Origin of the sequence: Nocardia sp. NPDC023852 (assembly GCF_040639505.1) — a bacterium.
Taxonomy (GTDB): Bacteria; Actinomycetota; Actinomycetes; order Mycobacteriales; family Mycobacteriaceae; genus Nocardia.
The window spans coordinates 1-21,256 of the sequence record NZ_JBFAAB010000012.1 but is presented as its reverse complement, the minus strand read 5'-3'; the positions used below and the strand labels follow the sequence as shown (position 1 = coordinate 21,256).

At 65.2% G+C, this 21,256-nt stretch carries 21 protein-coding genes and 2 pseudogenes; 15 read left to right on the top strand and 8 right to left on the bottom strand.

Annotation, left to right across the window (positions count from 1 at the left end; genetic code table 11):
* Positions 1–2: 2 nt before the first annotated feature.
* Both AB0H00_RS17700 and AB0H00_RS17695 read right to left on the bottom strand, forming a co-directional pair.
* Entirely contained in the window at positions 3–404 is a 402-nt protein-coding gene (locus AB0H00_RS17700) for a hypothetical protein (RefSeq protein ID WP_357267228.1), read from the bottom strand.
* A gap of 97 nt (positions 405–501) precedes the next feature.
* A complete protein-coding gene (locus AB0H00_RS17695) occupies positions 502–999 on the bottom strand; it encodes a MarR family winged helix-turn-helix transcriptional regulator (protein ID WP_357267225.1) in 498 nt (165 codons plus the stop codon).
* 87 nt (positions 1,000–1,086) lie between these two features.
* Between AB0H00_RS17695 and AB0H00_RS17690 the strand changes: the two genes are divergently transcribed.
* Together AB0H00_RS17690 and AB0H00_RS17685 are read left to right on the top strand one after the other, a co-directional pair.
* Positions 1,087–1,458, top strand: a complete 372-nt coding sequence (locus AB0H00_RS17690) for a VOC family protein (RefSeq protein ID WP_357267223.1) — start codon at positions 1,087–1,089, stop codon at positions 1,456–1,458.
* 61 nt (positions 1,459–1,519) lie between these two features.
* A pseudogene (locus AB0H00_RS17685) lies at positions 1,520–1,660 on the top strand (hypothetical protein); the annotation flags it as partial.
* Between the two features lie 67 nt (positions 1,661–1,727).
* Here AB0H00_RS17685 and AB0H00_RS17680 read toward each other — a convergent pair.
* Positions 1,728–2,843 carry an EamA family transporter gene (locus AB0H00_RS17680; RefSeq protein WP_357267220.1) on the bottom strand — a complete coding sequence of 372 codons (1,116 nt, stop codon included), beginning with the start codon at positions 2,841–2,843 and terminating at the stop codon, positions 1,728–1,730.
* Positions 2,844–3,494: 651 nt separating this feature from the next.
* Between AB0H00_RS17680 and AB0H00_RS17675 the strand changes: the two genes are divergently transcribed.
* Positions 3,495–5,501 carry a polyprenyl synthetase family protein gene (locus AB0H00_RS17675; protein WP_357267217.1) on the top strand — a complete coding sequence of 669 codons (2,007 nt, stop codon included), beginning with the start codon at positions 3,495–3,497 and terminating at the stop codon, positions 5,499–5,501.
* An 852-nt stretch (positions 5,502–6,353) separates the two neighbouring features.
* A complete protein-coding gene (locus AB0H00_RS17670; protein ID WP_357267214.1) occupies positions 6,354–6,914 on the top strand; it encodes a hypothetical protein in 561 nt (186 codons plus the stop codon).
* A gap of 1,026 nt (positions 6,915–7,940) precedes the next feature.
* On the opposite strand, the gene AB0H00_RS17665 is transcribed toward AB0H00_RS17670, so the two are convergent.
* Complete coding sequence (locus AB0H00_RS17665; protein ID WP_357267211.1) at positions 7,941–9,230, bottom strand: Fic family protein; 1,290 nt, start codon at positions 9,228–9,230, stop codon at positions 7,941–7,943.
* A 1,204-nt stretch (positions 9,231–10,434) separates the two neighbouring features.
* On the opposite strand from AB0H00_RS17665, the gene AB0H00_RS17660 reads away from it, so the two are divergent.
* The 8 genes from AB0H00_RS17660 (at position 10,435) to arfB (ending at position 14,932) form a co-directional block, all read left to right on the top strand.
* Positions 10,435–10,743, top strand: a complete 309-nt coding sequence (locus tag AB0H00_RS17660; RefSeq protein ID WP_357267208.1) for a WXG100 family type VII secretion target — start codon at positions 10,435–10,437, stop codon at positions 10,741–10,743.
* Positions 10,743–10,925, top strand: coding sequence for a hypothetical protein (locus AB0H00_RS17655; protein ID WP_357267205.1), 183 nt, complete (start codon positions 10,743–10,745; stop codon positions 10,923–10,925). The genes AB0H00_RS17660 and AB0H00_RS17655 overlap by 1 nt, the downstream gene beginning before the upstream one ends.
* Positions 10,906–11,031 carry a hypothetical protein gene (locus AB0H00_RS17650; RefSeq protein ID WP_357267202.1) on the top strand — a complete coding sequence of 42 codons (126 nt, stop codon included), beginning with the start codon at positions 10,906–10,908 and terminating at the stop codon, positions 11,029–11,031. Before AB0H00_RS17655 ends, AB0H00_RS17650 begins: the two co-directional genes overlap by 20 nt.
* Positions 11,031–11,186, top strand: coding sequence for a hypothetical protein (locus tag AB0H00_RS17645; RefSeq protein WP_357267199.1), 156 nt, complete (start codon positions 11,031–11,033; stop codon positions 11,184–11,186). The genes AB0H00_RS17650 and AB0H00_RS17645 overlap by 1 nt, the downstream gene beginning before the upstream one ends.
* A 239-nt stretch (positions 11,187–11,425) precedes the next feature.
* Positions 11,426–12,280 (top strand): hypothetical protein, encoded by an 855-nt coding sequence (locus AB0H00_RS17640; protein ID WP_357267196.1) that lies wholly within the window; start codon positions 11,426–11,428, stop codon positions 12,278–12,280.
* A complete protein-coding gene (locus AB0H00_RS17635; RefSeq protein ID WP_357267193.1) occupies positions 12,280–12,651 on the top strand; it encodes a DUF6188 family protein in 372 nt (123 codons plus the stop codon). Before AB0H00_RS17640 ends, AB0H00_RS17635 begins: the two co-directional genes overlap by 1 nt.
* Positions 12,652–12,705: 54 nt before the next feature.
* Positions 12,706–13,059, top strand: a complete 354-nt coding sequence (locus tag AB0H00_RS17630) for a YbaB/EbfC family nucleoid-associated protein (RefSeq protein ID WP_357267190.1) — start codon at positions 12,706–12,708, stop codon at positions 13,057–13,059.
* A 1,444-nt stretch (positions 13,060–14,503) separates the two neighbouring features.
* Positions 14,504–14,932, top strand: a complete 429-nt coding sequence (gene arfB, locus AB0H00_RS17625) for an alternative ribosome rescue aminoacyl-tRNA hydrolase ArfB (protein ID WP_357267187.1) — start codon at positions 14,504–14,506, stop codon at positions 14,930–14,932.
* Between the two features lie 221 nt (positions 14,933–15,153).
* Here the strand turns inward: arfB and AB0H00_RS17620 are convergent, their stop codons facing one another.
* Genes AB0H00_RS17620 through AB0H00_RS17610 form a run of 3 tightly spaced genes read right to left on the bottom strand, consistent with a single transcriptional unit; the run spans position 15,154 to position 17,410 of the window.
* Positions 15,154–15,966, bottom strand: a complete 813-nt coding sequence (locus AB0H00_RS17620) for a class I SAM-dependent methyltransferase (protein ID WP_357267184.1) — start codon at positions 15,964–15,966, stop codon at positions 15,154–15,156.
* 14 nt (positions 15,967–15,980) lie between these two features.
* Positions 15,981–16,436, bottom strand: a complete 456-nt coding sequence (locus AB0H00_RS17615; RefSeq protein WP_357267181.1) for a hypothetical protein — start codon at positions 16,434–16,436, stop codon at positions 15,981–15,983.
* A 32-nt stretch (positions 16,437–16,468) separates the two neighbouring features.
* Positions 16,469–17,410 (bottom strand): alpha/beta fold hydrolase, encoded by a 942-nt coding sequence (locus AB0H00_RS17610; protein ID WP_357267178.1) that lies wholly within the window; start codon positions 17,408–17,410, stop codon positions 16,469–16,471.
* 1,045 nt (positions 17,411–18,455) lie between these two features.
* On the opposite strand from AB0H00_RS17610, the pseudogene AB0H00_RS17605 reads away from it, so the two are divergent.
* Positions 18,456–18,737 (top strand): annotated as a pseudogene (locus AB0H00_RS17605) (chitin binding peritrophin-A domain-containing protein); the annotation flags it as partial.
* Here the strand turns inward: AB0H00_RS17605 and AB0H00_RS17600 are convergent.
* Complete coding sequence (locus AB0H00_RS17600) at positions 18,634–19,473, bottom strand: hypothetical protein (protein ID WP_357267175.1); 840 nt, start codon at positions 19,471–19,473, stop codon at positions 18,634–18,636. The pseudogene AB0H00_RS17605 and the gene AB0H00_RS17600 sit on opposite strands and share 104 nt — an antisense overlap.
* 262 nt (positions 19,474–19,735) lie before the next feature.
* Here AB0H00_RS17600 and AB0H00_RS17595 point away from each other — a divergent pair, with 262 nt between their 5' ends.
* Both AB0H00_RS17595 and AB0H00_RS17590 read left to right on the top strand, forming a co-directional pair.
* Positions 19,736–21,079, top strand: coding sequence for an ATP-grasp domain-containing protein (locus AB0H00_RS17595; RefSeq protein ID WP_357267173.1), 1,344 nt, complete (start codon positions 19,736–19,738; stop codon positions 21,077–21,079).
* On the top strand, positions 21,076–21,256 hold a 181-nt coding region (locus AB0H00_RS17590), incomplete at its 3' end, for a hypothetical protein (RefSeq protein WP_357267170.1). The genes AB0H00_RS17595 and AB0H00_RS17590, both read left to right, overlap by 4 nt.

The following is a 21,256-nucleotide window of genomic DNA, read 5'->3' as shown; positions in this document are numbered from 1 at the left end:
CGCTACCTCCCGTCCCCAGCGGAATAGTCCGACACCTGCGGTGGAAACGCCATCGGCGCCGAACCGGTGATATCGACCGCCACACCTGTCGGCTCCGACCGCCCAGCCGCGTACTGGGCCAGCCGCGATCCCAACAGCGAGTGATATCGATACTGCTGATCACCAGCGACACCCCGCGCAGCCATGTAGTGGGCGTACTCCTCGACGCCGGTGAACGCGCAAATCCAATCAACGCCCCCAACCCGAGAGATGTACAGGCGATCATCATCGACCAACGGCACCAACAGAGCAGCCTGCCGAAACGCCGCCTGCAGCACCTCAGGCTGCCCGAAACCGGCATAGAAGGCCGCGATCTCCGCCCGCAACGCGCCACCACTGTTGAACTCCGCCAATCGCCTAGCCACCCCCACGATCTATCGGCCACCCGCCAAACCAAGCCTTCGCAGCATACCTAGGCAGCATCTCCCAATAGATTTCGCGGCGCTTGCGCGGCCGATCGATTCACTGGATCGTCTCGTCGGCGAGGCGTTGCAGGTAGCTGGCGAATTGGCTGCGGTCGTGATCGTTCCACGCTGCGGTGAGCTGGTCGAAGCAGCGGCGTTGCCAGTCGTGGGATGCAGTCAGCAGCTCGTGTCCGCTGTCGGTGAGTCGAACGACGACGCGGCGACGGTCGCGAGTGGAGTCGCCGCGGGCAAGGTATCCGGCCGCGACGGCGTCACGCACCATGCGGCTGGCGCCGGAGTGGTCGAGACCGAGCTGCTCGGCAACATCGGTGACTGCCGCTTCCTCACCTGTCCATAGCACGGCAGCAACGGCTTCTACGACCTGAATGTGCTGCACCCGCCGCAGCTCTCCATCCGGTTCCCGGGTTACTCGCGTGAGTGCCTGGTTGCTCCAGCGGCGTGACCAGAAACGGACCAGCCGAAACAGGGCCGGGCCACCGTCGACCGCGGCGGTGTCGGCCGTGGCCGAGGTGCTTCGAGTGTCACGTGTTCCCACCCTCGACATTGTATGCGATACGCACCTATATTTGTATGCGTATCGCATATAAATGACCTTTCGGGGTCCACGACACAGGAGGCATCGATGTCCATCGTTCTCAATCACACGATCGTTCCGACGACCGACAAGCAGGCCGCGGCAACCTTTTTCGCCGAACTGATGGGGCTGGTGGTATCCGCTCCAACCGGGCCGTTCGTGCCTGTGCGAGTCAACGACGATCTGACGTTCGACTTCGACGACCGTGGGCGGGTCGAGCCTGGTCATTACGCCTTCCTCATTGATGACGACACCTTCGATGCCGTGCTGGGGAGGCTGGCGAAATGGCCTGCCGTGGAGTACGGCTCCGGCCCGGAACGCGGGTGGGACCGGCAGATCAACCACCTGGCCGGCGGGCGCGGCGTCTACGTTCGCGAGCCCGACGGCCACAGCTACGAGCTGTTCACCGCCGTTCCCTGAGCCACGCAGTCGACGACGGGATTTCTGCGGGTGGCATCGAGAAGATGGCGGAAGGTTCGGCATGGTTGGCGCGATTGCCGGCCGGTGTCTCGTCCTGACGGACCAGCAGTGGGAGTTGCTGGAACAGCTGTTGCCGAGGTCAGAGGGGCGGGTCGGCCGCAATTTCGCCAACAATCGCCGCGTGGTCGAGGGCATGCTGTATCGGTTACGGACCCTGGCCGCTGACTCACCTCGGATCGCGGTGCGGGCGTTGATCTCACCCGCTGGTTTCATCCGTCTGACGGTGGACCCGAAACTGTCGGCGGCTTCGGCCGTTCAGGTACAACGTCCCACATATAAGCACACGCACCGCATGCTCCGGCTGTTCGTCGCCCCGGTCGGTAGAGCCTCGCGTAGAGCCTGCTCGCGACTCGCTTCTCGTGCGCCGGCATAGAACGGCCGCCCGATTGTCCAGGAGCGGTTCCCGGCCGGGCAAACTGCACCAGCACCGCGCCGATGAGCAGTATCACCGACCCGGCCAGTTGCGTCAGCCCGAGCGCTTGGCCGAGCAGCAGCCAGGCCAGCCCCGCGGCGACCAGCGGTTCCACCATGGCCAGCACGCTGGCCGTGGCCGAGGGCAGATCCCGCAGCGCCCGCAGCCCGGCAAGGTAGGGCAGCACGGTGCCGACCACGGCCAGCAGCAGCAGCGCCAGCCATACCGGGGTCCGCAGGCCGCCGAGTACCGCCGGGTCGGTGAGGCCGGAGGGCAGCGTCCACGGCGGGCTGATCGCGACCACCACCACCGCGCCGATCGCCAGCCCAGCCGCGGTCAGCCCGAATGGATCGTGCCTGCTCGCGCCGTGCTCGCCGAGCAGAAAGTACCCCGCCGAGCAGATCGCCGCGGCCAGCCCGGCGGCGACACCGAGCATGTCCAGCCGGGTGCCCTCCCAGATCTTCGCGACCAAGGCCAAGCCGGCGACGGCCAGCCCGATACCCAGCCACACCAGCCCGGGCAGCCGGATGCGCCGCACCACCCGCACCCACAGGGCGACCAGCGCGGGCGCCAGGTTGACCAGCACCATCGCCACCCCGATCGGAACCCGCGCCACGGCGACAAAGAAGAACAGCTGCACCCCGGCGACGCCGAGCAGGCCGTAGCTGAGCAGCAGCCAGAGATCGGCGCGACGGAACTGCAGCGCCCGTGGCCGCAGCGCCCCGACCACCGGCACCAGCAGTACAGCGGCCAACGCGATCCGCACCGAGGTCACCTCGGCCGCGGACCAGCCCACCGCCATCACTGCCTTGGCCAGTGAGCCGGAACTCGCGAACAGCACCCATGAGATCAGGCTCAGCCCCGTCGCCCGGGCCTGGCTCGGCGCCCGCGCGGCCTTCTCCGGTACGACCATGGCTGCAGTGTGCATGAGGAATCACGGCCACGACCAAAGGTTTTCCGACGGCTGAGCCCACGGCGTCAGAGCGAGACGGGCCCTGAGTCGAAGTCCGGATTTCCTCGCCAACGGCAACGGTCTCGACTACGACCACACCACTCTGGCTCCGCTGCAGGGATGGGTGTGTTTACTGCTTCGGCGAACGCGCCTGCAGCGACCACTTCCGTACCGACCCGAACGGACACCGCGTCAGCGACGACGGACTGTGCCAGCACTGCCGCGACACCGGTCGCAGCGGGGTCACCTCACTGCCTGCAGGTTTCACCCTCGCCGACGAGGTCGCCGCCTACTGCCAGTACCTCACCTACCACTACCACTACCACTACCGCCGCCGCAGCCGGTCTGCTCGACGCCTTGAAACAGCGCTCGACACGAGTAGTACCCGGCCTCGTCATCGCGTTCCTCGACCGAGGCCCGCAATCATCGACACCAGGCACCCCGATCACGATACTGACTCCGGTGCCGCTGCGGACCGGGCGGGCTGCTCCTGCTACGCCCTACGAGGCATCAAAATTGGCAGATACCAACATCTTCCGCACCAGGTAGTTTCGAATTGCCAGTGATCGGCGGTGTCGTAGATGAACGTTGTAACCAGTCAGGAGTGCCCGCGTGCCACGTGAAATCGATTCGGCTGTCTTCCCGCATCTGGATGCGGACCTGGACCGCGTCCGTGCCGTTCTCGGACCCGTGCAGTTCCGCGGCAGGCCCGAACTGACCGCGCTCACAGACGAAGGACCGGACACCTCTCGCCGCCTGGTGCGCCCCACTCTGACGTTGCTGTCGTACTACCTGCTCACCGACCCCGCAGCCCCAGCCGACGACCGGGTGGTGCGCGCCGCTGCCGGCGTCGAGTTGCTGCATCTGGGTTCGCTCTACCACGACGACGTCATCGATCACGCGGACCAGCGTCGCGGCCGCCCCAGCGCCAATACGGTGTGGGGATCGCACATGGCGGTATTGGGTGGGGACTGCGTGACGTCCTCGGGCATGCGCATACTGGCCGAACTCGGCCAGCGTGAAGTTCTCGCGGCGACGATCGCCAGTGAGCAGATGTGCGCGGGCATGGTAATCGAGGCCGCCGACCAGTATGTAGCCTCCCGCAGTGAACAGTCCTACTTGGACGCGATCGACGGCAAGACCGCGGCGGTGCTGTCGCTGGCATGCCGGGTCGGCGCGATGCAGGTCGGCCGCTCCGAGGAGCAGGAAGAGGCGTTGGCTTTGTTCGGTCGACATTTCGGGCTGGCCTACCAGCTGTATGACGACATCCTCGACCTGACCTCGACCACCGAAGAAATGGGCAAGCCCGTCAACGCGGATCTGCCCGAGGGCATCTACACACTTCCCGTGATCCGCGCCGCCGCCCGCGACCAGGGCCTTGCCCGCCTGCTGCGCCGAGCAATGACGGGTGAGCAAGCCGCACGCGCCCGTGCGCTCGTCATCGCCTCCGGAACGGTGGAAGAAGCACAGGCGATGGCTGAGGAATTCATCGACCAGGCCGCTAGTCAGCTTGCCGCCTTCCCCGTCGACCCGCGCGCCCGCGACGCGATGATCGCCTACGCCCGGTCCGCACTCGATCGGCGAACTCCCCGCCGCGCCGTCTCCGGGTCCTCACCCCACCAACCCCACGTCGACAGTGCGGTCGTCTCGCCGCAGGCCATGTCATGGTTGAGGAGTTGGCTGGTGGACACCGGCCTTGTCGCCTCCGCGGCAGAGGCCGACCACCCCAGGTGGACAGGCGTGTGGCGATTCCCGGCCCAGTATCCGACCCCGGCGGACGCGGCCCATGAACAGACCGCCATCGGTGTGGGGATGCTGTTCTTTGTGTGGGATGACTTGTTCGAGGATCCGCAGCTGACGGACCCGGAAGCTGTCACCGCGCTGCGGCGCGGAATGGTGGCTACGCTGCGCCAGGATCCGCAGGCACCCTGGAGGCCAGGCGCGATCCCGACGGCATGGGCGAGTTTGTGGCCGCGCCTGCGCGAGGGCCGCACCACCCGCTGGCAGGAGCGGTTCCTCGACGACCTCGAGGAGTGGTTCGAAGCAGCCGAACGCGAAGCGCACCATCGCATCAACGGCTACATCCCGCCCACGGCCGACTATCTGCCACTGCGGAAGTCGACCCTTGGATTCGACACCGGCCTCGCTTGCGTAGAGGTGCACCAAGACTGGGAACTGCCGTCGAAGCTGCGCCACCACCCCGTGATCCGCCGTCTCGAAGAACTGCTCTTCTCGGTGACCGCCGCCGAGAACGACCTGGCGGGGTTGGATCGAGACGAGGCCGACCAAGTCCCCTACAATCTGGTCAGGGCGATCCGGCATGAGACCGGCTGCACCCGCCGCGAAGCCATCGAGCAGGTGCAGCGCCAGGTAAGCCAGCAACGCGCCCAGCTCGAATCGGTAATCCGCTACCTCCCCGCGCTCCTGCGCATGATTCCCGACCTATCCGGCCAGTGGAGGGAGTACGCGTCTCTCTACGCGACCGTGACAAACGTAGCACTCGAGGCGCATCAGGCCGATCGGTACACACCGGCCTCGGCTTCCGCAGCACCGGACCTAGAACGCTTGCGCCGCGAGATCTACTACCCGGCCGCCGAACCGGCTCCTACCGCGCCGTAAGCCCCGCAACTGGCAAAGCAGGGTGTCCGGACATCGCCGGTCCGGGGATACGGATCCGCGTCGTGGTCGGAGAGACGAACGGTAACGCAAACGGAAAGCAGCCGAGCCCATTACACGCGGCGCGCGTCACCGCGAACGCGTCGGCATCCCGCGGCTTGATTCGGTGGGCGGGCCGGCAGTCCACCACCAGCACGACACCGGCAGCCGACCGGGCGAAGTAGTCCGACGCGTGGGAATGTGGATTGTCCTGCCGCCGACGGCGCCGGCAGGTCAGTGAGGTGTGACGTTTCCGTGACGCTTACGGGCATCAAAAGGAAAAACCAGGGTCAAACTGTAGCGTTCGCCCTGGTCCCAGCTCCCCCATCTGGACTCGAACCAGAAACCTGCCGGTTCTCTCGGCGGTCCATAACTGTCCGCTGATGTCTCCGTAAACCCGCCGGTACCAGTGTGTTTCGCGATGGATCATTCGCCGCCGTATGCCGTCGTACGCCCCAATCGTCGGGCGTTTGTAGTCGGAAAGTAGTAGGTGAGTCGTTTCCCTTGGCCCTGTTCTGGGTTGGGTTGCGCATCAAAGGGGCTGGCTCACCGCCTGCCCGATATGGCCTGCCTTTCACGCGCAGAGGCTCACAGGTCAAGGGTGGCGAATGCCCATCAGCGGAGCTGACGCGAATGCGCCCTCGAGGTGTGAGGGGCGCGGGATCACAATGCAGGCCAACCCAGTACAGGGCCACGCGGCCACCGGTCGCGATACCACCGACCTCACCGCCGGTATCTGCGCATTTTCGACACCTTTGTGCGCAGCTCCCATGGCATCCTCATATCGAAACATCGGCACACACAGAACGAGGCGCGATGACGGCACTCCGGATACATCTCGCGCCTACGGCCTGCGTGCTCGCCGGCCTCGCCTGGATCGGGAGCAAGCCGAACGGCGGCGGAAGCTCCTTGTTCCTCGGACTCATTGCGCTGCTCGCCATGCTGGCCATCGCGTGGCTGATTCTGGTGATCGTCAGCCTCTGGCGCCCTGCGGGTTCGCGGCTCTGGGCGACTGCTGCTCCGCTCCTGGTAGCGGCGGTGATCGGACCGCAATTCGTCGTCAGTCCGCTGGAGGCCCGCTGGCACTTTGCTCAGCCGTCGTTCGATCGCGCGCTCGCGGAAGTCCGGGCCGACTCCGACAGCGGAGACGACTACCGATCGGCTGCCCGAGACGCACGGACCATCGGCAGCTATCAGGTCACCAAGACCTGGAAGACAGGCACCAACACCTACTTCGCCGTCGAGGGAGGGGGGTTCGCCGGGGGTTCGGGCGGATTCGTCCACCGCCCCCGTGGGGCTGCTGCCGAAGATGGATGCAACGCACAGAGTGACGAACGCTTGACCGACGAGTGGTTCACCTTCGAGTGCCGATCATAGAAGTGCCCGGCGCGCTGACAGAGCAATTGTCAATACCTGTGGATTCAAGCGTTGCTCACCGGCGCCCGGAAGACAACTGACTGGTAAAGGGGCTCGGTGGCCAAGTGCGTGGGTCCGGCAGGCTGGTCTTACGAGGAAAGCGAGCGAAGCTCGTGCGGCAGCACCGTAGGGTCGCCGTGGCTGGGGCTGTCGATCAGGCAGAGTGCCGGGACGAATCCGGGGTCTGTGATTCGTTCAGCAATCAGAACTCGGAGTGACTGCCGATAGCGCGTGAGGGCCGCCGACGCGCCGGGCTCCCACCAGCAAAGCTGGGATGCCCGGTTGCGCGGCGGCGGCGCGCACGCGCCGCCGCAGGCGCTCTTGAACGGCGAACTGTCGGACCGGACGCAAGAAAGGCCCTTGACCAGTTCACGAAGGGAAAGTAATCCCTCATTTGTAGTCGGAAAGTAGTCGATCTGGGGCGATTTCCCCGGGCAACCAAAAAGCCCTCCACCTGCTTGCGCTGGTAGAGGGCTTTTTTGTGCTCCCCCATCTGGACTCGAACCAGAAACCTGCCGGTTACGAGCTACGGTCAAGGTGCTGGTCACACGAAACATTGGTGGGGACATCTGGTTATGGGGTCAACTAGGAACGCACGATATTGTCTATGCATCCTGCAGGTTCGCGTACGGAGATCCCCTCTCGCGCCCCGAATGTTTGGCGAAATCTTGGGGAAGGGTCGAATTCGAACACCCCGCTGCCGACCCTGTCAGGGTAGCGGCCGACTGGCATGCGACCTGGGCAGCAGACCCCCTGAATGACCGCGGCACGCCGACCGTCCGCTGTTGCGGCTGGTCCGGGCGCTTCCCGACCCGGACCAGCCTCCGCCTCGGTCCTGCCAGGGGAACCGTGCGCCGCTTCGCCCGTTCCGCCACTGCCGAGCAGTTGCTGGTCAAAACGGTACCGAGTCGAAGGGATGCGTTGATCGGGCAACAAGGGGTCCATGACCGGGCCGGTGACAGGTGCAGTCGCTGACCGAGCCCGGAGTTATTCCGGTGAATCGGTACGCAGTCGGCCGAAACGGTCCACCGCCGGCGCCGGCGGCCCCTGATCGGGTCGCCGATGGTCGGTATCGCCGGCCCCGACCCGGTTGGCGCGCTCAGCGAGGGCAGTAAGGCCCAGGTGGGCGTCGGCTGTGTAGCACACGATTTTGCCCTTGTGATTCTTCGAGCGGCCGAGTATTCCGGCGTCGGCTAGCTCGGTGAGGGCACGGTGGGCGGCGACAGCCGAGACGCCATACCGAGTGGCGGCCGATTCTGTGGTGAGTACGGGGTGTGTGGACAAGTCCGCGAGGATCTTCATGGCGACCGCGTCCCGACGGGGTAGGGCGGGACTGGTGCCCTGTCGGCGACGGTGCTCGACCAGGCGTTGCAGGACTTGCTCATCGAGTGCGGCAGCGTCTCGGGCCAGCCGCACTCCGGTCTGCGCTGCTTGCTCGGCGGCCTGGGCGAACCCGATGACCCACTCGTCGGTGTGTGGTTCCGGATCGCGATAGGAGGTCAGGCCTGCCAGATAGACGTCGGTGCGCGCGGCGAACACAGTGCTGATCGGGATCAGCGTGTGCCGCAGGGCATCACAGCGCCGCAGCACGGTGTGGATCAGTGCGCGGCCGGTGCGTCCGTTGCCGTCGATGAACGGGTGGATCGTCTCGAACTGCGCGTGGGCGATCGCGGCCCGTACGACCGGATTGCCGTGAGTGGCAGTCAGGAACGAGGCCACGTCCTCGACCAGGGCGGCAACCTCGGACTCGGGCGGGGGTACGAAATCGGCCCGCAATGGGCTCCACCCGGGTCCACCCACCCAGTTCTGTTCGGTGCGCAGACCGGCCGGTAACCGGGGTTCGATGGTGTGCTGTAGGTCCACGATGTCTTGTGTCGTGATCGGCCTGGATCGGTCGGCCAGGGAATCGATGGCCTGCTCGGTGGCGTGCACTGTGGCAACCACGTCCAGGGCGGTGCGAGTACCCGATTCCAGGGTTTCGGCGATGGCGAGTTTCTTGGGGGTGATGCGGTTACCTTCGATCCAGGACGAGGAGATCGACTCGGACCGGATCAGCAGGTGGTTGAGGTAGCTACCCCGGGACCCGATGCGTTCATCAGCCCTGGCCAGCACCGCCAGTGCGTCCTCGGCCGCCTGCTGGGCCCGAGGGCCGATCTGAGGTAGGTCCACCCCCAGCGGATCGGGGATGTAGGCCCGGTAAGTTCCAGCCTGCCGGTCACGTCGAGCGAGCAGGCCCTCGTCTGACGGCTGCCACACCCGTTCCTCGTACCGCGCCACGGACACTCCTCAAGGTTAAGCATCGCGCCAGAAACCTAACCCTAGAGTATCTAAAGTTAATTTTATGGGTGATAGCGGAATGTCCGACTGTAGAGAACCGGCTGTGCGCAGCGTACTCACATTCGGTCAAGGCGCTCGCAGATCAGTACGCAGCAGCACGGCGTCGTCGTACTCGGCCGGTTTCCGAGATAGACCCGCTTCACGGCGACCTCAGCCGTGCCGCGGCCCCCTTATCGGGCCGCGGCACGGTAGTCGGCTGTGCAGGTCGCCGACGACCGTATCGGCGAATCAGTCGGCCAGATGGATGTGCCAATGTCCTGGAAACGAGCAACTACAGCGTCGTAGCCGACAGGTTCGTCGAGCAGGCCGGTGCCGACACCGAAGTCGACGAGTTCGGCCACAGTCCAAGCGTCGATTCGCGGGTCGTAATACGGTGCGTCTCGACGTACGAGTTCGGCGATCAGCGAGGCTTCGTGCGGTGGGAAGGATTTTCTCCGACGCCGGTAGCGAGATCGGGATCTTCCCGCAGCAGAGTCTGCGCATGGACGATCGCGTGAGTCATCGCGGTGACCGCGTCCGGGTGGCGCTCGATCGTCTCGTCGGTGACCGCCAGCGCCGGGAAGGTATAGCCCTGGGATCCAGCGGGGCCGTCACCGCGACGGGCATCGAGAACAACGGTACCGACGCCACGCGCTACGGCCTGAACCGGACACCGACCCGGGTCATCAACGAATCCAACTCGGCCACAGAACGATCCAACACCACACCACAGATCTACCAGCACCCACTCACACGGCTACGACTGGGAAGCCCTCGCCGCCGCCAGATTGAGCCACCAAGCATTGTCGTGGTCGGATCGAACGCGATACCCCGCACTGAATCGCCCCAGCATGTCCGGAGACAAAGTCACCGGACTCGCCGGGGCGATTCAGATCGATCTGTGGGAGACCGGCCGCGGACCGAGGCTCAGAATCACCGTCTGGGTGTGTGGTTCCGAGATGAAGTGACGCAGAGAAGCTTGTTCAGAACACGATTCTCGAACACAGCCGACCGAGGCTGCCGCGCGCTGAGTGACGGGTACAACCTAACCGGTGGGCCGGTCACCAGCACGGCTTGCCGAGGACGAGCCTGGACTGATGGCCGGATTCGGGCCGGTCAGCCGCACTCAAGGCTCGGTCGAGTGCGACGGTGGTAACTTCGCAAGGTGCACAGCAATCCCGATCAGATGCACGCCACAGCCGACCGCATGTCTTCGAAGGCGGACGAGTTCTGGGAAGACATAGAGACTTTGCGTATGGAAGCCGATGCGCTGATGTCCGCTGACTGGGTGGGTGAGGCTGCCGATACCCATGCTGCGCTATGGACGGAGTGGGTCGAATCCGCCCGCAAAGTTGCTGTGGCACTGCGTGAGGACGCGATGCTGGTACATCAGTCCGCGGACAGGTACACGGAGACCGACAGCAAAAACGCGAGCGACGTCACCTATGTGCAGTTCGATCTGGGCGAAACGTGATGGCGGCGTATGGAGCAAACACCGACCAGATTCTGGCACTTGTCGCCAAGGCTCGTCTCATCGGGCAGCAGATCGAGCAACGTATCGCCGATGTCGAGCGTGAAGTTGCTGCGCTGCATATCGAATGGGAAGGCAGCGCGGCGGAAACGCACCGCGCCAAGCATGACACTCAGCAGCGCTGAGATGCAGGACATGAAGGCGGCACTCACCGAGCTCGAAACCGCGGCCCGGACCGCGCGCGATCGATATCTGGCCAATGTCGAGCACAACAAGCGAATGTGGCCCTGATGGCGCCTATTTCGATGGACTCGCGCATCCTCTACGACGCCGCCACGCTGTACGAGGACGGCTATCACAGCGCAGAAAATGTCGTCAAGACACTCGCTGCGGCGCTCGACAAGGATTGGGGGTGTGCAGGCAGTGACAGTGCGGGGCGAACGTAGGCGGCCAGTTATGACCCGGCCGCGTTCAAGGCTGTTGCCGCCGGAACAGATATTGTCAATGCGTTTGGCAAGCTACACGACCTCCTCGCCTTCACCGCCGTAAACCACTCGAACACAGAGAAACTGAACAAAAACCTCCCGAGACACCCGACCCCGCCCCTGCGATTCTCGCGGCCACAACCGCACCGACCTTCAAGGGTGCATTCGGTGGTGAGTCCGATCCACCGTTCGGCTGGAGCATGATCAGCAGCTGGCTGCAGGGCCATACGTGGCCGAACGGGGACCCCGACAAACTGAGGCGGCTCGGTACAGCGTGGCGAACCGCAGCCAAAGGGTTACGCGACGCCAGCGACGGCACCAGTCAGGCGTGGACGAATCTCGAGGAGAACGCGTCCGAAGAGCTACCGCAGGCAATCGATCAGATGGACGCGGTATGGATGGGCGTCGGGGAGGTCGCAACGCAGTACGAGAAGCTCGGCGGCGCATGTGAGGACTGGGCACAGCAGATCGAGAACGCGCACCATGAAATACTCGCCATACTCGCCGGGGCGATCGGCGCGGGTCTCATCGCGGGCGTCGTAGTCGGCTTTTTCACGGCGGGCACAGGGGCTGTAGCGACAACAACCGCTGCTGGCAGTGCCGCCGGCGCCGCCGTTGTCACTGTGCTCGTCGCATTCGATACCGCCGCAGCCGTTGCGGCTGGGGTTACTGTCGCCGCGGGTGCGGCGGCAATCGGGGTAGCCACAGAGTTACAACCGCTCCTCGCAGCCAACCCTACCCAGTTCAATACCAGCACTGGTACCTGTGGTGGTGGAAGTAGCAGCAGCTATTCGCGCCCGCCTGAAGTTCCGAGCGACTGGGTACCTCGTACCGCCGACAACGGGAAAGGGGTGGTTTGGCAGAAGCCGGGATCGACCGGGAACGCCGACACGATCCGGGTCATGCAGCCGAACTCTCAATATCCGAATGGATATGTCCGGTTCTACAATTCGCACGGCCAACCGGTCGATCTCGCAGGCAAACCAGGCCCCAACAGCACAACACATATCTCGGTAAACCCAGATGGAACCTTCCCCAAGCCACAAGGATGGTAATGGAACTACCGATCACCGGACAGCGCGTCTCGGTCGCAGCCAGTGAGTACATGGTCGAGGTCACGACCGTCGGCGGATTCGAACTCCAGATCGAAGGAGACATGGAGATCCAATCCAGCTGCGGCGACCGATGGCCCATCGCACTCGCGAACGGCGGCGGTTCGCAAGTCGAACTCGAACCCGTCCTTCGTGGCGCGATCACCTCCGCCGTCGTCGACTCCTCAGGGACCCTGACCATCGACCTGGACTCCGGGAACCGGCTCGTCGTCCCACCGGATGATGAATACGAGGCATGGACACTCGTGGGTCCGAACGGATATCGGGTTGTCTGCATGCCGCACGGCGAGCTGGCAACCTGGACAGCCGACTGATCGGCTGCTCCCACATACCCGGCCGATCAGGCGGCGAATACCTCAGGAGTCCCGATGGATTACTTGGACCGATGGAACGAAGAACAACGTCGTGTCGCGCAAGACTGGCGGCGCAAAAATCATCAGGTACAGCAAGCGCTCGCACAGATCGCGGTCCGTGCCAGCTCCCGTCATGGCGAGTTGAGCGCGACGGTGGACGCCCACGGCAAAGTCACCGATCTACGCATAACGCCGCAGGCGCTGCGGCTCGGAGAAATCCAGCTCAGGAAAGCACTGTTGCAAGCTATCCAACGTGCGCAATCGGACGCACAACACCAGGTCGACGCAATCACACGCCCCTACACCGAGGAACCCGCCAGCGCCGCCGCGATGACATTCATCCGCGACATCCTGGGCCCGTCGACCTGAACCCTGGTAAGCAGCCATTACGCGTGCGCCGCGTGGCAGTCGGCCCGCGGAGACAACAGCACTGCCTGTCTACAGCGAGTAACCAGCTTCGATTATCAACTGCCGCCCGAAATCCGCAGGTCGTCCCGTTCCCATGTTCGATTTGCCCTGCCGAGGGCACGAACCTGCGACGTTCAGGCGTCGAGCTGGAGGCGACCGACTGATGGGCCGTATCTCAGGCGAAACGGTGGCAGCGCCGGAAGTTTGGCCCGGAATTCTTGGCGTATTTTTGGTAGCAGCCCGCAGACTAAACAGGTCAGGCACGGTGACCGTGCCTGACCTGCTATTTATGCTCCCCCATCTGGACTCGAACCAGAAACCCGATAACGAGCTCCGGTCAAGATGCTGGTCACACGCAAACATTGGTGCATGTCAACGCACGCTGCAGGTTCACGGACGAATCTCCCCGACGCGACCCGAATGTTTGGCGAAACCTTGGGACGGGTCGAATCCGAACACCCCATTGCGGAGCCTGTCGGCGTGACGACCGAGCTGCATTGGACCGGTCAGCAGAACCCCGGACGACCGCAACACCTCAACGTCCCAGTGAGCGTGCCGACCCGTCGGCAAGCACAGCCATATCACGGTGAAGCGACTTGCCGTTGATCTCCCAGCACCCGTGCGGTCGGTTCGGTCACCGCCCGAGCCCGCAGGCACGATGATGCGTTGCTGACAGCCGTTCGGCGCTCCGCCCGTTGACCTTTCGAGGTGCCAGGCCGGCCGGTTCGATCTGCGCGGTATACGGCACTACCGAACGTACTGTTTCACCAGGCTCGCCACGACCGCGTGAGCTGCCGAGTCGATCTAGATGCAAAAACTTATGGGTTCCGACCAGGGCGACACTTCTTCGCCAGAGCTGCCCTGTTGCGCTTTGATCGTGCACCAGGTGCCGGGTGCTTGCCCCAGCTGAAGATCCGCCGCCCATTGGCCGCTCGGATCAGCAACCGTCTGAGCGACCACGTGACCAACGTCGGCCAAGCAGACAATTGCCGTCTCAAAGGGCTGGGCGGTGCCAAAGCCCCGAGGCAGCGGTCCGGTGTCCGTCCGTCGTACCGTTCGATGGTGACACGATCCCTGGAGCTGGCAGAGGCATTTGTCTGTCCGTACTTTCAAGGCCAGCGAAGTCACCCCCGCCAGCGGGGCAAAGAAGACGTGATGTCCTACACCAGAGCACTTTTGGACGTCGTGACTATCTTTGCACCCGTCGCCCCCGCCAGGCATCCGAACGCGATCATCGGCAGAAGCGGACGCTCCGATTTGCGAGCGCTCAGCGGCATAGAAAGACGGCCTGCTTGTTACACGTCGACAAGGTCGCCGCTATCGTGAACGAGAAGGTCACCATTCAGTCGCAACTAGACCGACGTGGCCTTGTCGACTCGCGGATCGGAAAGAGCGGCATCGGATCATGGCAGAGGACCTGACCGTGACTCCGGTGCTGGTGATACCCGCGTCCGAGTTACGCGAGCGGTTCTCACGGTCGTCCGGTCCCGGAGGGCAGCACGTCAACACCACCGACAGCCGGGTAGAGCTGTCGTTCGACCTCGCCAACTCGCCCTCCGTGCCGGAGTGGCTGCGCACCCGGATGCTCGACCGCCTGGCCACCCGCCTGGTCAACGGGGTGCTCACGATCGCCGCATCGGAGCAACGCGCACAGCTGCAGAACCGCGCGGCCGCCCGCGAACGCCTGGCCTCGTTACTGGCTGACGCCGCTACCGCACCGCCACCCGTCCGCCGCGCCACCAAGCCCTCGCGCGGAGCAAAGGAACGTCGCATCGCCGCGAAGAAACGGCGCGGCGTCACCAAGCGCAACCGCCGCGCCTCCCCCGACGACTAGCCGACGGGCAGCGCCACAGGTCGGGGCATCGGCGGCACAGTCGTTGTCGAACGGGCCCCCGCTCGCAAAGTACCCGTCTGCATCTTCTCGTCGCTGGCAGCGGCCTAAGCAGGCACACCGACACACGCTATTCGGCCAGCCCAGGCCAGAACAGCGCGGTATGCGGCATGAGAGGGCGGGCGGGGTGTGCTGATGGTGCTGGCCAGGGTGTCGTTGGTTGGTCAGAATCGGTAGCGGAGTATGCGGGTTCCTTGACGGGACAGGCCTGTGTTCAGGCTCATGAGGCGGGTGAGTGCGCGGAGGGGTTGGGGGAAGTCGGTGACTTCCGGGACGCGGGTGAGGAGTTGCTCGTCGGTCAGGGCGAGGGCGGCGTCCCAGGTTTCGGGTTCGTGTGGGTTGTCGAAGCCTTGGGCGGCGGTGATGCCGAGGGTTTTGATGGTCGGGTGGTATTTCATTGCCCATGCGGCGAAGCGGGTGTAGCCGTTGAGGGCGAGTTCGCCGGTGGGGAAGTGTGTGGTCAATGCGCGCGTCATCTGCTGGAAGGTGTCGCCGGGCATGAAGGGCAGCAGGCCTTCGGCGACGATCATGGCGGGCCGGTCCCTGGGCAGCGCATCGAGCCAGCCGGGTGTGGTGAGGTCGGCGCCGAGGAGCCGGGATCGTTCTGGGAGGAACTGGGGGCGCAGGCTGATGATCTCGGGGAAGTCGATGTCATACCAGTCGACGCCGGTGGGTGGGTCGCAGCGGAACACCCGTGTGTCGAGTCCGCAGCCCAGGTCGAGCACGATGGCGTTGGGGTGGTCGGCGAGGAAGTTGATGACCGCCTGGTCCAGTTTCTTCGCGCGGAGCGCGGTGCCGCAGATGAGGCTGGGTTTGACTTTGAGTTTGGCGAAGTCGTAGTCGATTTTCTCGGTGAGGTCGGCGGAACGGGTGTCGCCGAGGATCGGGTGGGGCAGTTTGCTGTCCAGGGCCCTGGCACAGAGGGTCAGCAGGAGGGTCTCCTGGATCGGGTCCAGGGTGAGGCGCTGGCGTTGCATAACGGATGTGTCCTTTAGGTTTTCAGGGGGTTGTGGGCGGCGATGTCGCGCAGCCAGGTCAGGGACTGCTGGGCGGTGCGGATGCGTTCGACGCGGGGCCCTTCGCCGCCAGCGAGGGCGACGCCTTGTTCGGCGATGTCGCCGAACGCGGCGAGGCTGTCGAGTTTGCGCTGGATCACCTTGTGCCAGGCGTCGTCTTCGATGCGGTAGTACGCGGTGCGGCCACCGGGGACGCGGACCTTGCGGATGAGCCCGATGACGGTGAGGAAACGCATGTTCGAAGTCAGCGACGCGCGGCTGGCCTGGATCGTCTCGGCGATCTCGCCGGCGGAGCGCTGGGGCGGGTCGCAGATCATCAGCAGGCCGAGGATCCGGCCGGTGATCGGCGGGAGCCCCCACTCTTCCACGCAGAAGGTGGCTACCTGCTCCACCCACTTCAGTACCTCGTCCTGGTTGTCCTGACCGGGCATGGCGCGTCCTCCTCGGCTGCTCGTCGGCCCCGTCACTGTGTCATGGCAGCCACCGACTCGCGGGTGGGCGGCGGGGTGACGGCGGCCGGGCGGATCTTGCGCAGGTAGCGGTCGAACCAGTCCACGGCCAGCGCCATTGCCTCGTCGAGCCCGGGACCCGTGTAGAGGCCGAGGACGTCGTAGGGCAGCACTTCGAGCCGTTTCGGCTCGCCGGCCTTGGCGAACGCGCTCTGCGCCTCCTCGAGCATGTGGTACGGGTCCCAGCCGCCGTTGGCGATCATCAGCAGCGGGGTGGGCGCCAGCCGCTGGATCAGGTCTTCCGGGGCGAAGGTGAGCAGGTGCTCGGTGGAGTCGAGCGTCTTCTCGTTGCGGTAGGAGGGGAACAGTTCCGCGGCCAGGTCCGGTGTGTCCTGCACGGTCTCACCGTCCAGGCTCAGGTGCGCGACCCGGGCGCTGTCCCCGCCCTCGTAACGGCGCTGCCAGTCGTCGTCCAGCCGGTCGCGCAGCGCGTGCACACCGCCGCGGCCGAGCAGGCGTTCCAGGTAACGCCACCCGTTCCACACGCTGGGGCTCTGCACCACGACGCAGCTGGCGCGCCGATCAAGTGCGGCGGCCTGCACCGCGACCGAGCCGCCGACGCTGACTCCCCACAGCCCGACCCGTGCGGCGTCCACCTCCGGCCGGGCCTGCAGATAGGAGATCGCGCTGCGGAAGTCCTCCACCTGCCGCTGCGGGTGGTCCTGGCCCCGAGGCTCACCCTCACTGGAGCCGACCGTGCGGTAGTCGATGGCCAGCACCGCGAAACCGGCACGCACGAAATACGGCGCGAACACGGCCAGCGCCTCCTTGACCATCACCCCGCTGTGCCCCAGCACCAAGCCGGGAACCGGGGTATCCACCTCCGGCAGGTACAGGTCACCGGCACACCGGGTACCAAGGCTGTTGAACATCACCGGCTCGGGTCGCAGGACCATCTCCATCACCTCTCCGCCAGACTCATTGCTAGTTATTTCAGTCTCGACTGAAACAGCTGGCATGTCAACCCTGGTCTCCGGAGCCGCGCGCTGAGCCGATTTCGATGGACATCCACTCGTCCACGGCGGGGCACCCCAAGACGACGCGCAACCTGCGACCGCACTCAAATTGGCAGAAGAGGACGTTCGGCCGACGCCCGCCTCTCGGCATTTCCGGACGTTCAGTTTGCCGTCGCCGTGATCGGTCGGCATGCCGAATCTGGAACATGTTCTCCCAGCGGATCGCCTGCTGTCGGTGGTCCCACGACTGGCAACGCGGTGGTCCCACAACAAGGCCCATGTGCCACCGATCTCGACCAACCGCTGGGCGCATCGTTGGGTGAATCTGCCGGTCGCCCGGCATCGCCGCGTTAGCGGCAGAATTCGAATTAGGCTGGGCAGGAGAATCTTTCATGGTTTGCCTCACTGTCTGGAAGTGGTCGAGGCAAACTCTCCGGCGAGAATGTTGACAGAAGTGGGGGTAGCGGCACCAAGGTACGAGACCACGGATCCCCACTGGGGCACGAGGATCCAACCTGAATGCACTGCGGCGTGGGACTAGTCCTCGCCTCGTGCGCTCTGTTGGCTGTCCTCCGCAGAGTGTCGTCGCTGCGCCCATGTGCGCCATCGCGCGAACTCAGCGGCGAGACTCTGGTCGGTATGTGGGCCTGGGTTGAGGTCGAACTCGCCTTCGGTCATGCGGCGTTGGACGCGGCATCGCGTCATGTGCAGTTCCGCGCGACATCAGGATGTCCGGGTGTTGTCCTCATCGCGCGCTCGATCGGCGCCATACTCGCCAAACCGCAAAGAGGCGTCGCTGATTCGTCCGATACCGGCGAAGGCACACAACAAGTCCCTGAAGGAGGTCCTCTTGGTCCGTTCGAGCCCCCGCATCGTCGATCGCGTGCCAATTCTGGATGATGAGCGAACAGGGCAACGGGCTTGAGCCCGATCCGGACAACCTGTCGAAGTTCTATCGGATCGTCGACGGTGATGTGTCAACGGTGTCCGTCACCAGTTCCAATGCGGCCCCGACACATACTTCCATCCCGAGCTCGAGGCGTGTGTCCATCCGTGGCAGGTGCCGGCAGGATTCCAGTTACCCGTCGACACCCGCACCGACGAGTACCGCACTGCCTGCGCTCAATACGGCGCTGACGGACAGGCAGCCGGCAGGCGATCGCTCAGCGTCGCACAGCGCGTGGTTGGGTCGCCAGGGTGGCGAGCAGGTCGACGTAGCGGGCCATGGCGTCCGGGGCGGTGTCGAAAAACCATGACGGTTCGATAAGTTCGGCTTCCATCAGATAGAACTCCCGGTCTCGGCAGACTCCGTCGATGCGGGCGTACACGGCGGGCTCGGGCAGTGCGTGTAGGACCGCCCGCGCGTGATCGACAAGCCAGCCCGGCGGCCGCGCCAGTACCGACGTGCCGCCATATCGGCGTTGCACCCGATACTCCTGTGGGGCAGGGGTTTTGAGGACGGCGTGGCTCAACACTTCGTCGAAGAAGCACAACGTCCACTCGCCCTCGGCGCTGACCTCCGGGAAGAACGGCTGCACCAGCGCCGCGCACGAGTCCAGGATGAGTTCCAGCGCCGCTTGGTGGGAATCGGCATCGGCACGCGAGGTCCGGAAGGTGCGGTAGGCGCACGCCGAGATCGCGGGTTTGACCACCACAGTCGTCCACCGCTGGGCGTCGAGCAACTCGGCGAGCCGCACCGGTGAACCCGGCTCGATGATCTCGGTCGGAACGATCCGAACACCTCGCGCGGCCAGGTCGCGCAGATAGCGTTTGTCGCTGTTCCATCGGATCAACGACGGCGTATTCCACAACGCGATCCCGTGGTGGTGCATCGACGAAAGCCATTGCAGGAATTGCTCATACCGTTGGTAGTAGCCCCACACTCCGACCGCGACGACGGCGTCGTATGTTGTCCAGTCCGCGGTCGGGTCGGTCCAGACGACGAAGCGTGCGTCGATTCCCCGCGATCGCACCATCGCGAGGAGCCCGGCGTCCTCGGGCAACAGTTCCGGAAATCCCTCACACGTCACGAGAGCCAGCCGCGGTGAGCGTTGGTGCGCCAATTACGATCCCCTTCGATGTCCGGCGTGGCAGGCTGGCCTCCCCACCCGCGGCCCGGGGAGAACGAACCCTACGTTCGGGAACCGCCAGTAGCGTAACGTCTTTCGTCGGCGACGACCCGGCGACCTCCACCGTGCCGGAGCGCCAAGGCGTCCCCGGTGTGCCGGAGCGAGTGCAGAGTGGGCGTGGGAAGAGCGGGGAAAGATGAGCGAGGCCGCGGGCCTGCCTGTTGGCGAATTCACCGGGCAGACAGCACAACGCATTGGGCGGGGAAGCGCCCTCGGGGACACACGTCCGCTGCTGCTGGTGGTCAACAGCGGCCGCGACGCGACCTACCGAGGCTGGACGTTGCAGAGCATGTCCCAGCGATATCGCTTGTGGCTGTTGAGTGCTCGGCCCGCCGAGTGGGAACTGCCCTACATCGTCGGACAGACTTTCCTCGACGTCCTCGATGGCGTAGAGGCGGCGGTCGCCGCGGCTGAACGACTGAAAGAGCACGGCCCAATCGCGGGTGTGGTCTGTTACGACGAGATGCGTATCGTTGCCGCGGCCCGCCTCGCCGAACGGCTCGGTCTGCCAACTGCCACCTCGGCCGCGGTGCGCAGCTGCCATGACAAGCTGCTGCTGCGTCGACACCTCGGTGAGGTGCGGTCCCTGCCCGCCGCCGACGCGGCCGAGGCATGTGCGGCCGCGGCGCGCATCGGCTACCCGGTCATCGTCAAACCCCGCGCGCTTGCCGCCAGCGAAGGGGTCGTCAAGATCGACCAGCCCGACCAGATCGAGGCCGGATTCGGTTTCGCCACAAACGCCTACGCCAATTTCGGCGCTCTCGCCACCGACGACCGCGGCGTGCTCGTCGAGCAATACCTCGACGGGCCCGAGGTCGCCGTCGACGCGGTGGTCTGGCGCGGGCGGGTCCGTCCGGCGTTCATCTCGCACAAACGCCAAGATCTGGCACCCACCTTCGAGGAGACAGGCCACCTCGTCGACGCCGAGGATCCCCTCCTGCGCGACGCGGAGTTGCTGCGCGTGGTGCAGAGCGCCCACACCGCCGCGGGGTTCGACCACGGCGTCACCCACACCGAGATCCGTCTGACCCCCGATGGACCCCAGTTGATCGAGTTGAACGCCCGCCTGGGCGGAGATCTGATCACCCACGTCGGGTTGCTGGCGACCGGCATCGATCTCGCCGCGGCCGCGGCCGACGTCGCCGCCGATATCGAGCCCGACCTCACGCCACGACGCCGGGGCGTGGCCGCGGTGCGGTATCTGTACCCCGCCTACGACCTCATCCTTGAACAGGTCCGAATCCACCACCATCTGCTGCCACGCCACACCTGGTCGGTGACCCCGCTCGCCGCGCCGGGCACACCACTGCGGCGACCACCCGCGTCGTTCGTGAAAGGCCGTGCCGCACTGGGGTACGCCCTGGCCGACGATGTCACCACCTGCCAGCACGCGCTCACCGAATTGGCCGACGCAGTGGAGATCACCGGTGCGCCGATCCCCGCCGCCGCCGACCCGCGCCCGAGTCGAGCGCGCCGATGAGCGAGATCGCCGTGATGACCGACCACGGTTCCACCGAAGGCAGCTCCGCCGAACTCGTCCGAGCCGTGCAGTTGGTGACCGGAACCACCCCGACGGTCCTCGACGCCCGAGATTTCTACGACGGCGGCGAAGGACACGTGCGCACGCACGGATCGCGAGTGAGCCTAGAAGTCCCCT

Bases quoted from the DNA above. Each gene is read 5' to 3' on its own strand.
- AB0H00_RS17635 (WP_357267193.1), top strand. From the start codon at position 12,280: ATGGAACTACCGATCACCGGACAGCGCGTCTCGGTCGCAGCCAGTGAG.
- AB0H00_RS17630 (WP_357267190.1), top strand. From the start codon at position 12,706: ATGGATTACTTGGACCGATGGAACGAAGAACAACGTCGTGTCGCGCAA.
- AB0H00_RS17650 (WP_357267202.1), top strand. From the start codon at position 10,906: ATGACACTCAGCAGCGCTGAGATGCAGGACATGAAGGCGGCACTCACC.
- AB0H00_RS17640 (WP_357267196.1), top strand. From the start codon at position 11,426: ATGATCAGCAGCTGGCTGCAGGGCCATACGTGGCCGAACGGGGACCCC.
- AB0H00_RS17615 (WP_357267181.1), bottom strand. From the start codon at position 16,436: ATGCCCGGTCAGGACAACCAGGACGAGGTACTGAAGTGGGTGGAGCAG.
- AB0H00_RS17645 (WP_357267199.1), top strand. From the start codon at position 11,031: ATGGCGCCTATTTCGATGGACTCGCGCATCCTCTACGACGCCGCCACG.
- AB0H00_RS17655 (WP_357267205.1), top strand. From the start codon at position 10,743: ATGGCGGCGTATGGAGCAAACACCGACCAGATTCTGGCACTTGTCGCC.
- AB0H00_RS17670 (WP_357267214.1), top strand. From the start codon at position 6,354: ATGACGGCACTCCGGATACATCTCGCGCCTACGGCCTGCGTGCTCGCC.
- AB0H00_RS17610 (WP_357267178.1), bottom strand. From the start codon at position 17,410: ATGGTCCTGCGACCCGAGCCGGTGATGTTCAACAGCCTTGGTACCCGG.
- AB0H00_RS17690 (WP_357267223.1), top strand. From the start codon at position 1,087: ATGTCCATCGTTCTCAATCACACGATCGTTCCGACGACCGACAAGCAG.
- AB0H00_RS17620 (WP_357267184.1), bottom strand. From the start codon at position 15,966: ATGCAACGCCAGCGCCTCACCCTGGACCCGATCCAGGAGACCCTCCTG.
- AB0H00_RS17680 (WP_357267220.1), bottom strand. From the start codon at position 2,843: ATGGTCGTACCGGAGAAGGCCGCGCGGGCGCCGAGCCAGGCCCGGGCG.
- arfB (WP_357267187.1), top strand. From the start codon at position 14,504: ATGGCAGAGGACCTGACCGTGACTCCGGTGCTGGTGATACCCGCGTCC.
- AB0H00_RS17595 (WP_357267173.1), top strand. From the start codon at position 19,736: ATGAGCGAGGCCGCGGGCCTGCCTGTTGGCGAATTCACCGGGCAGACA.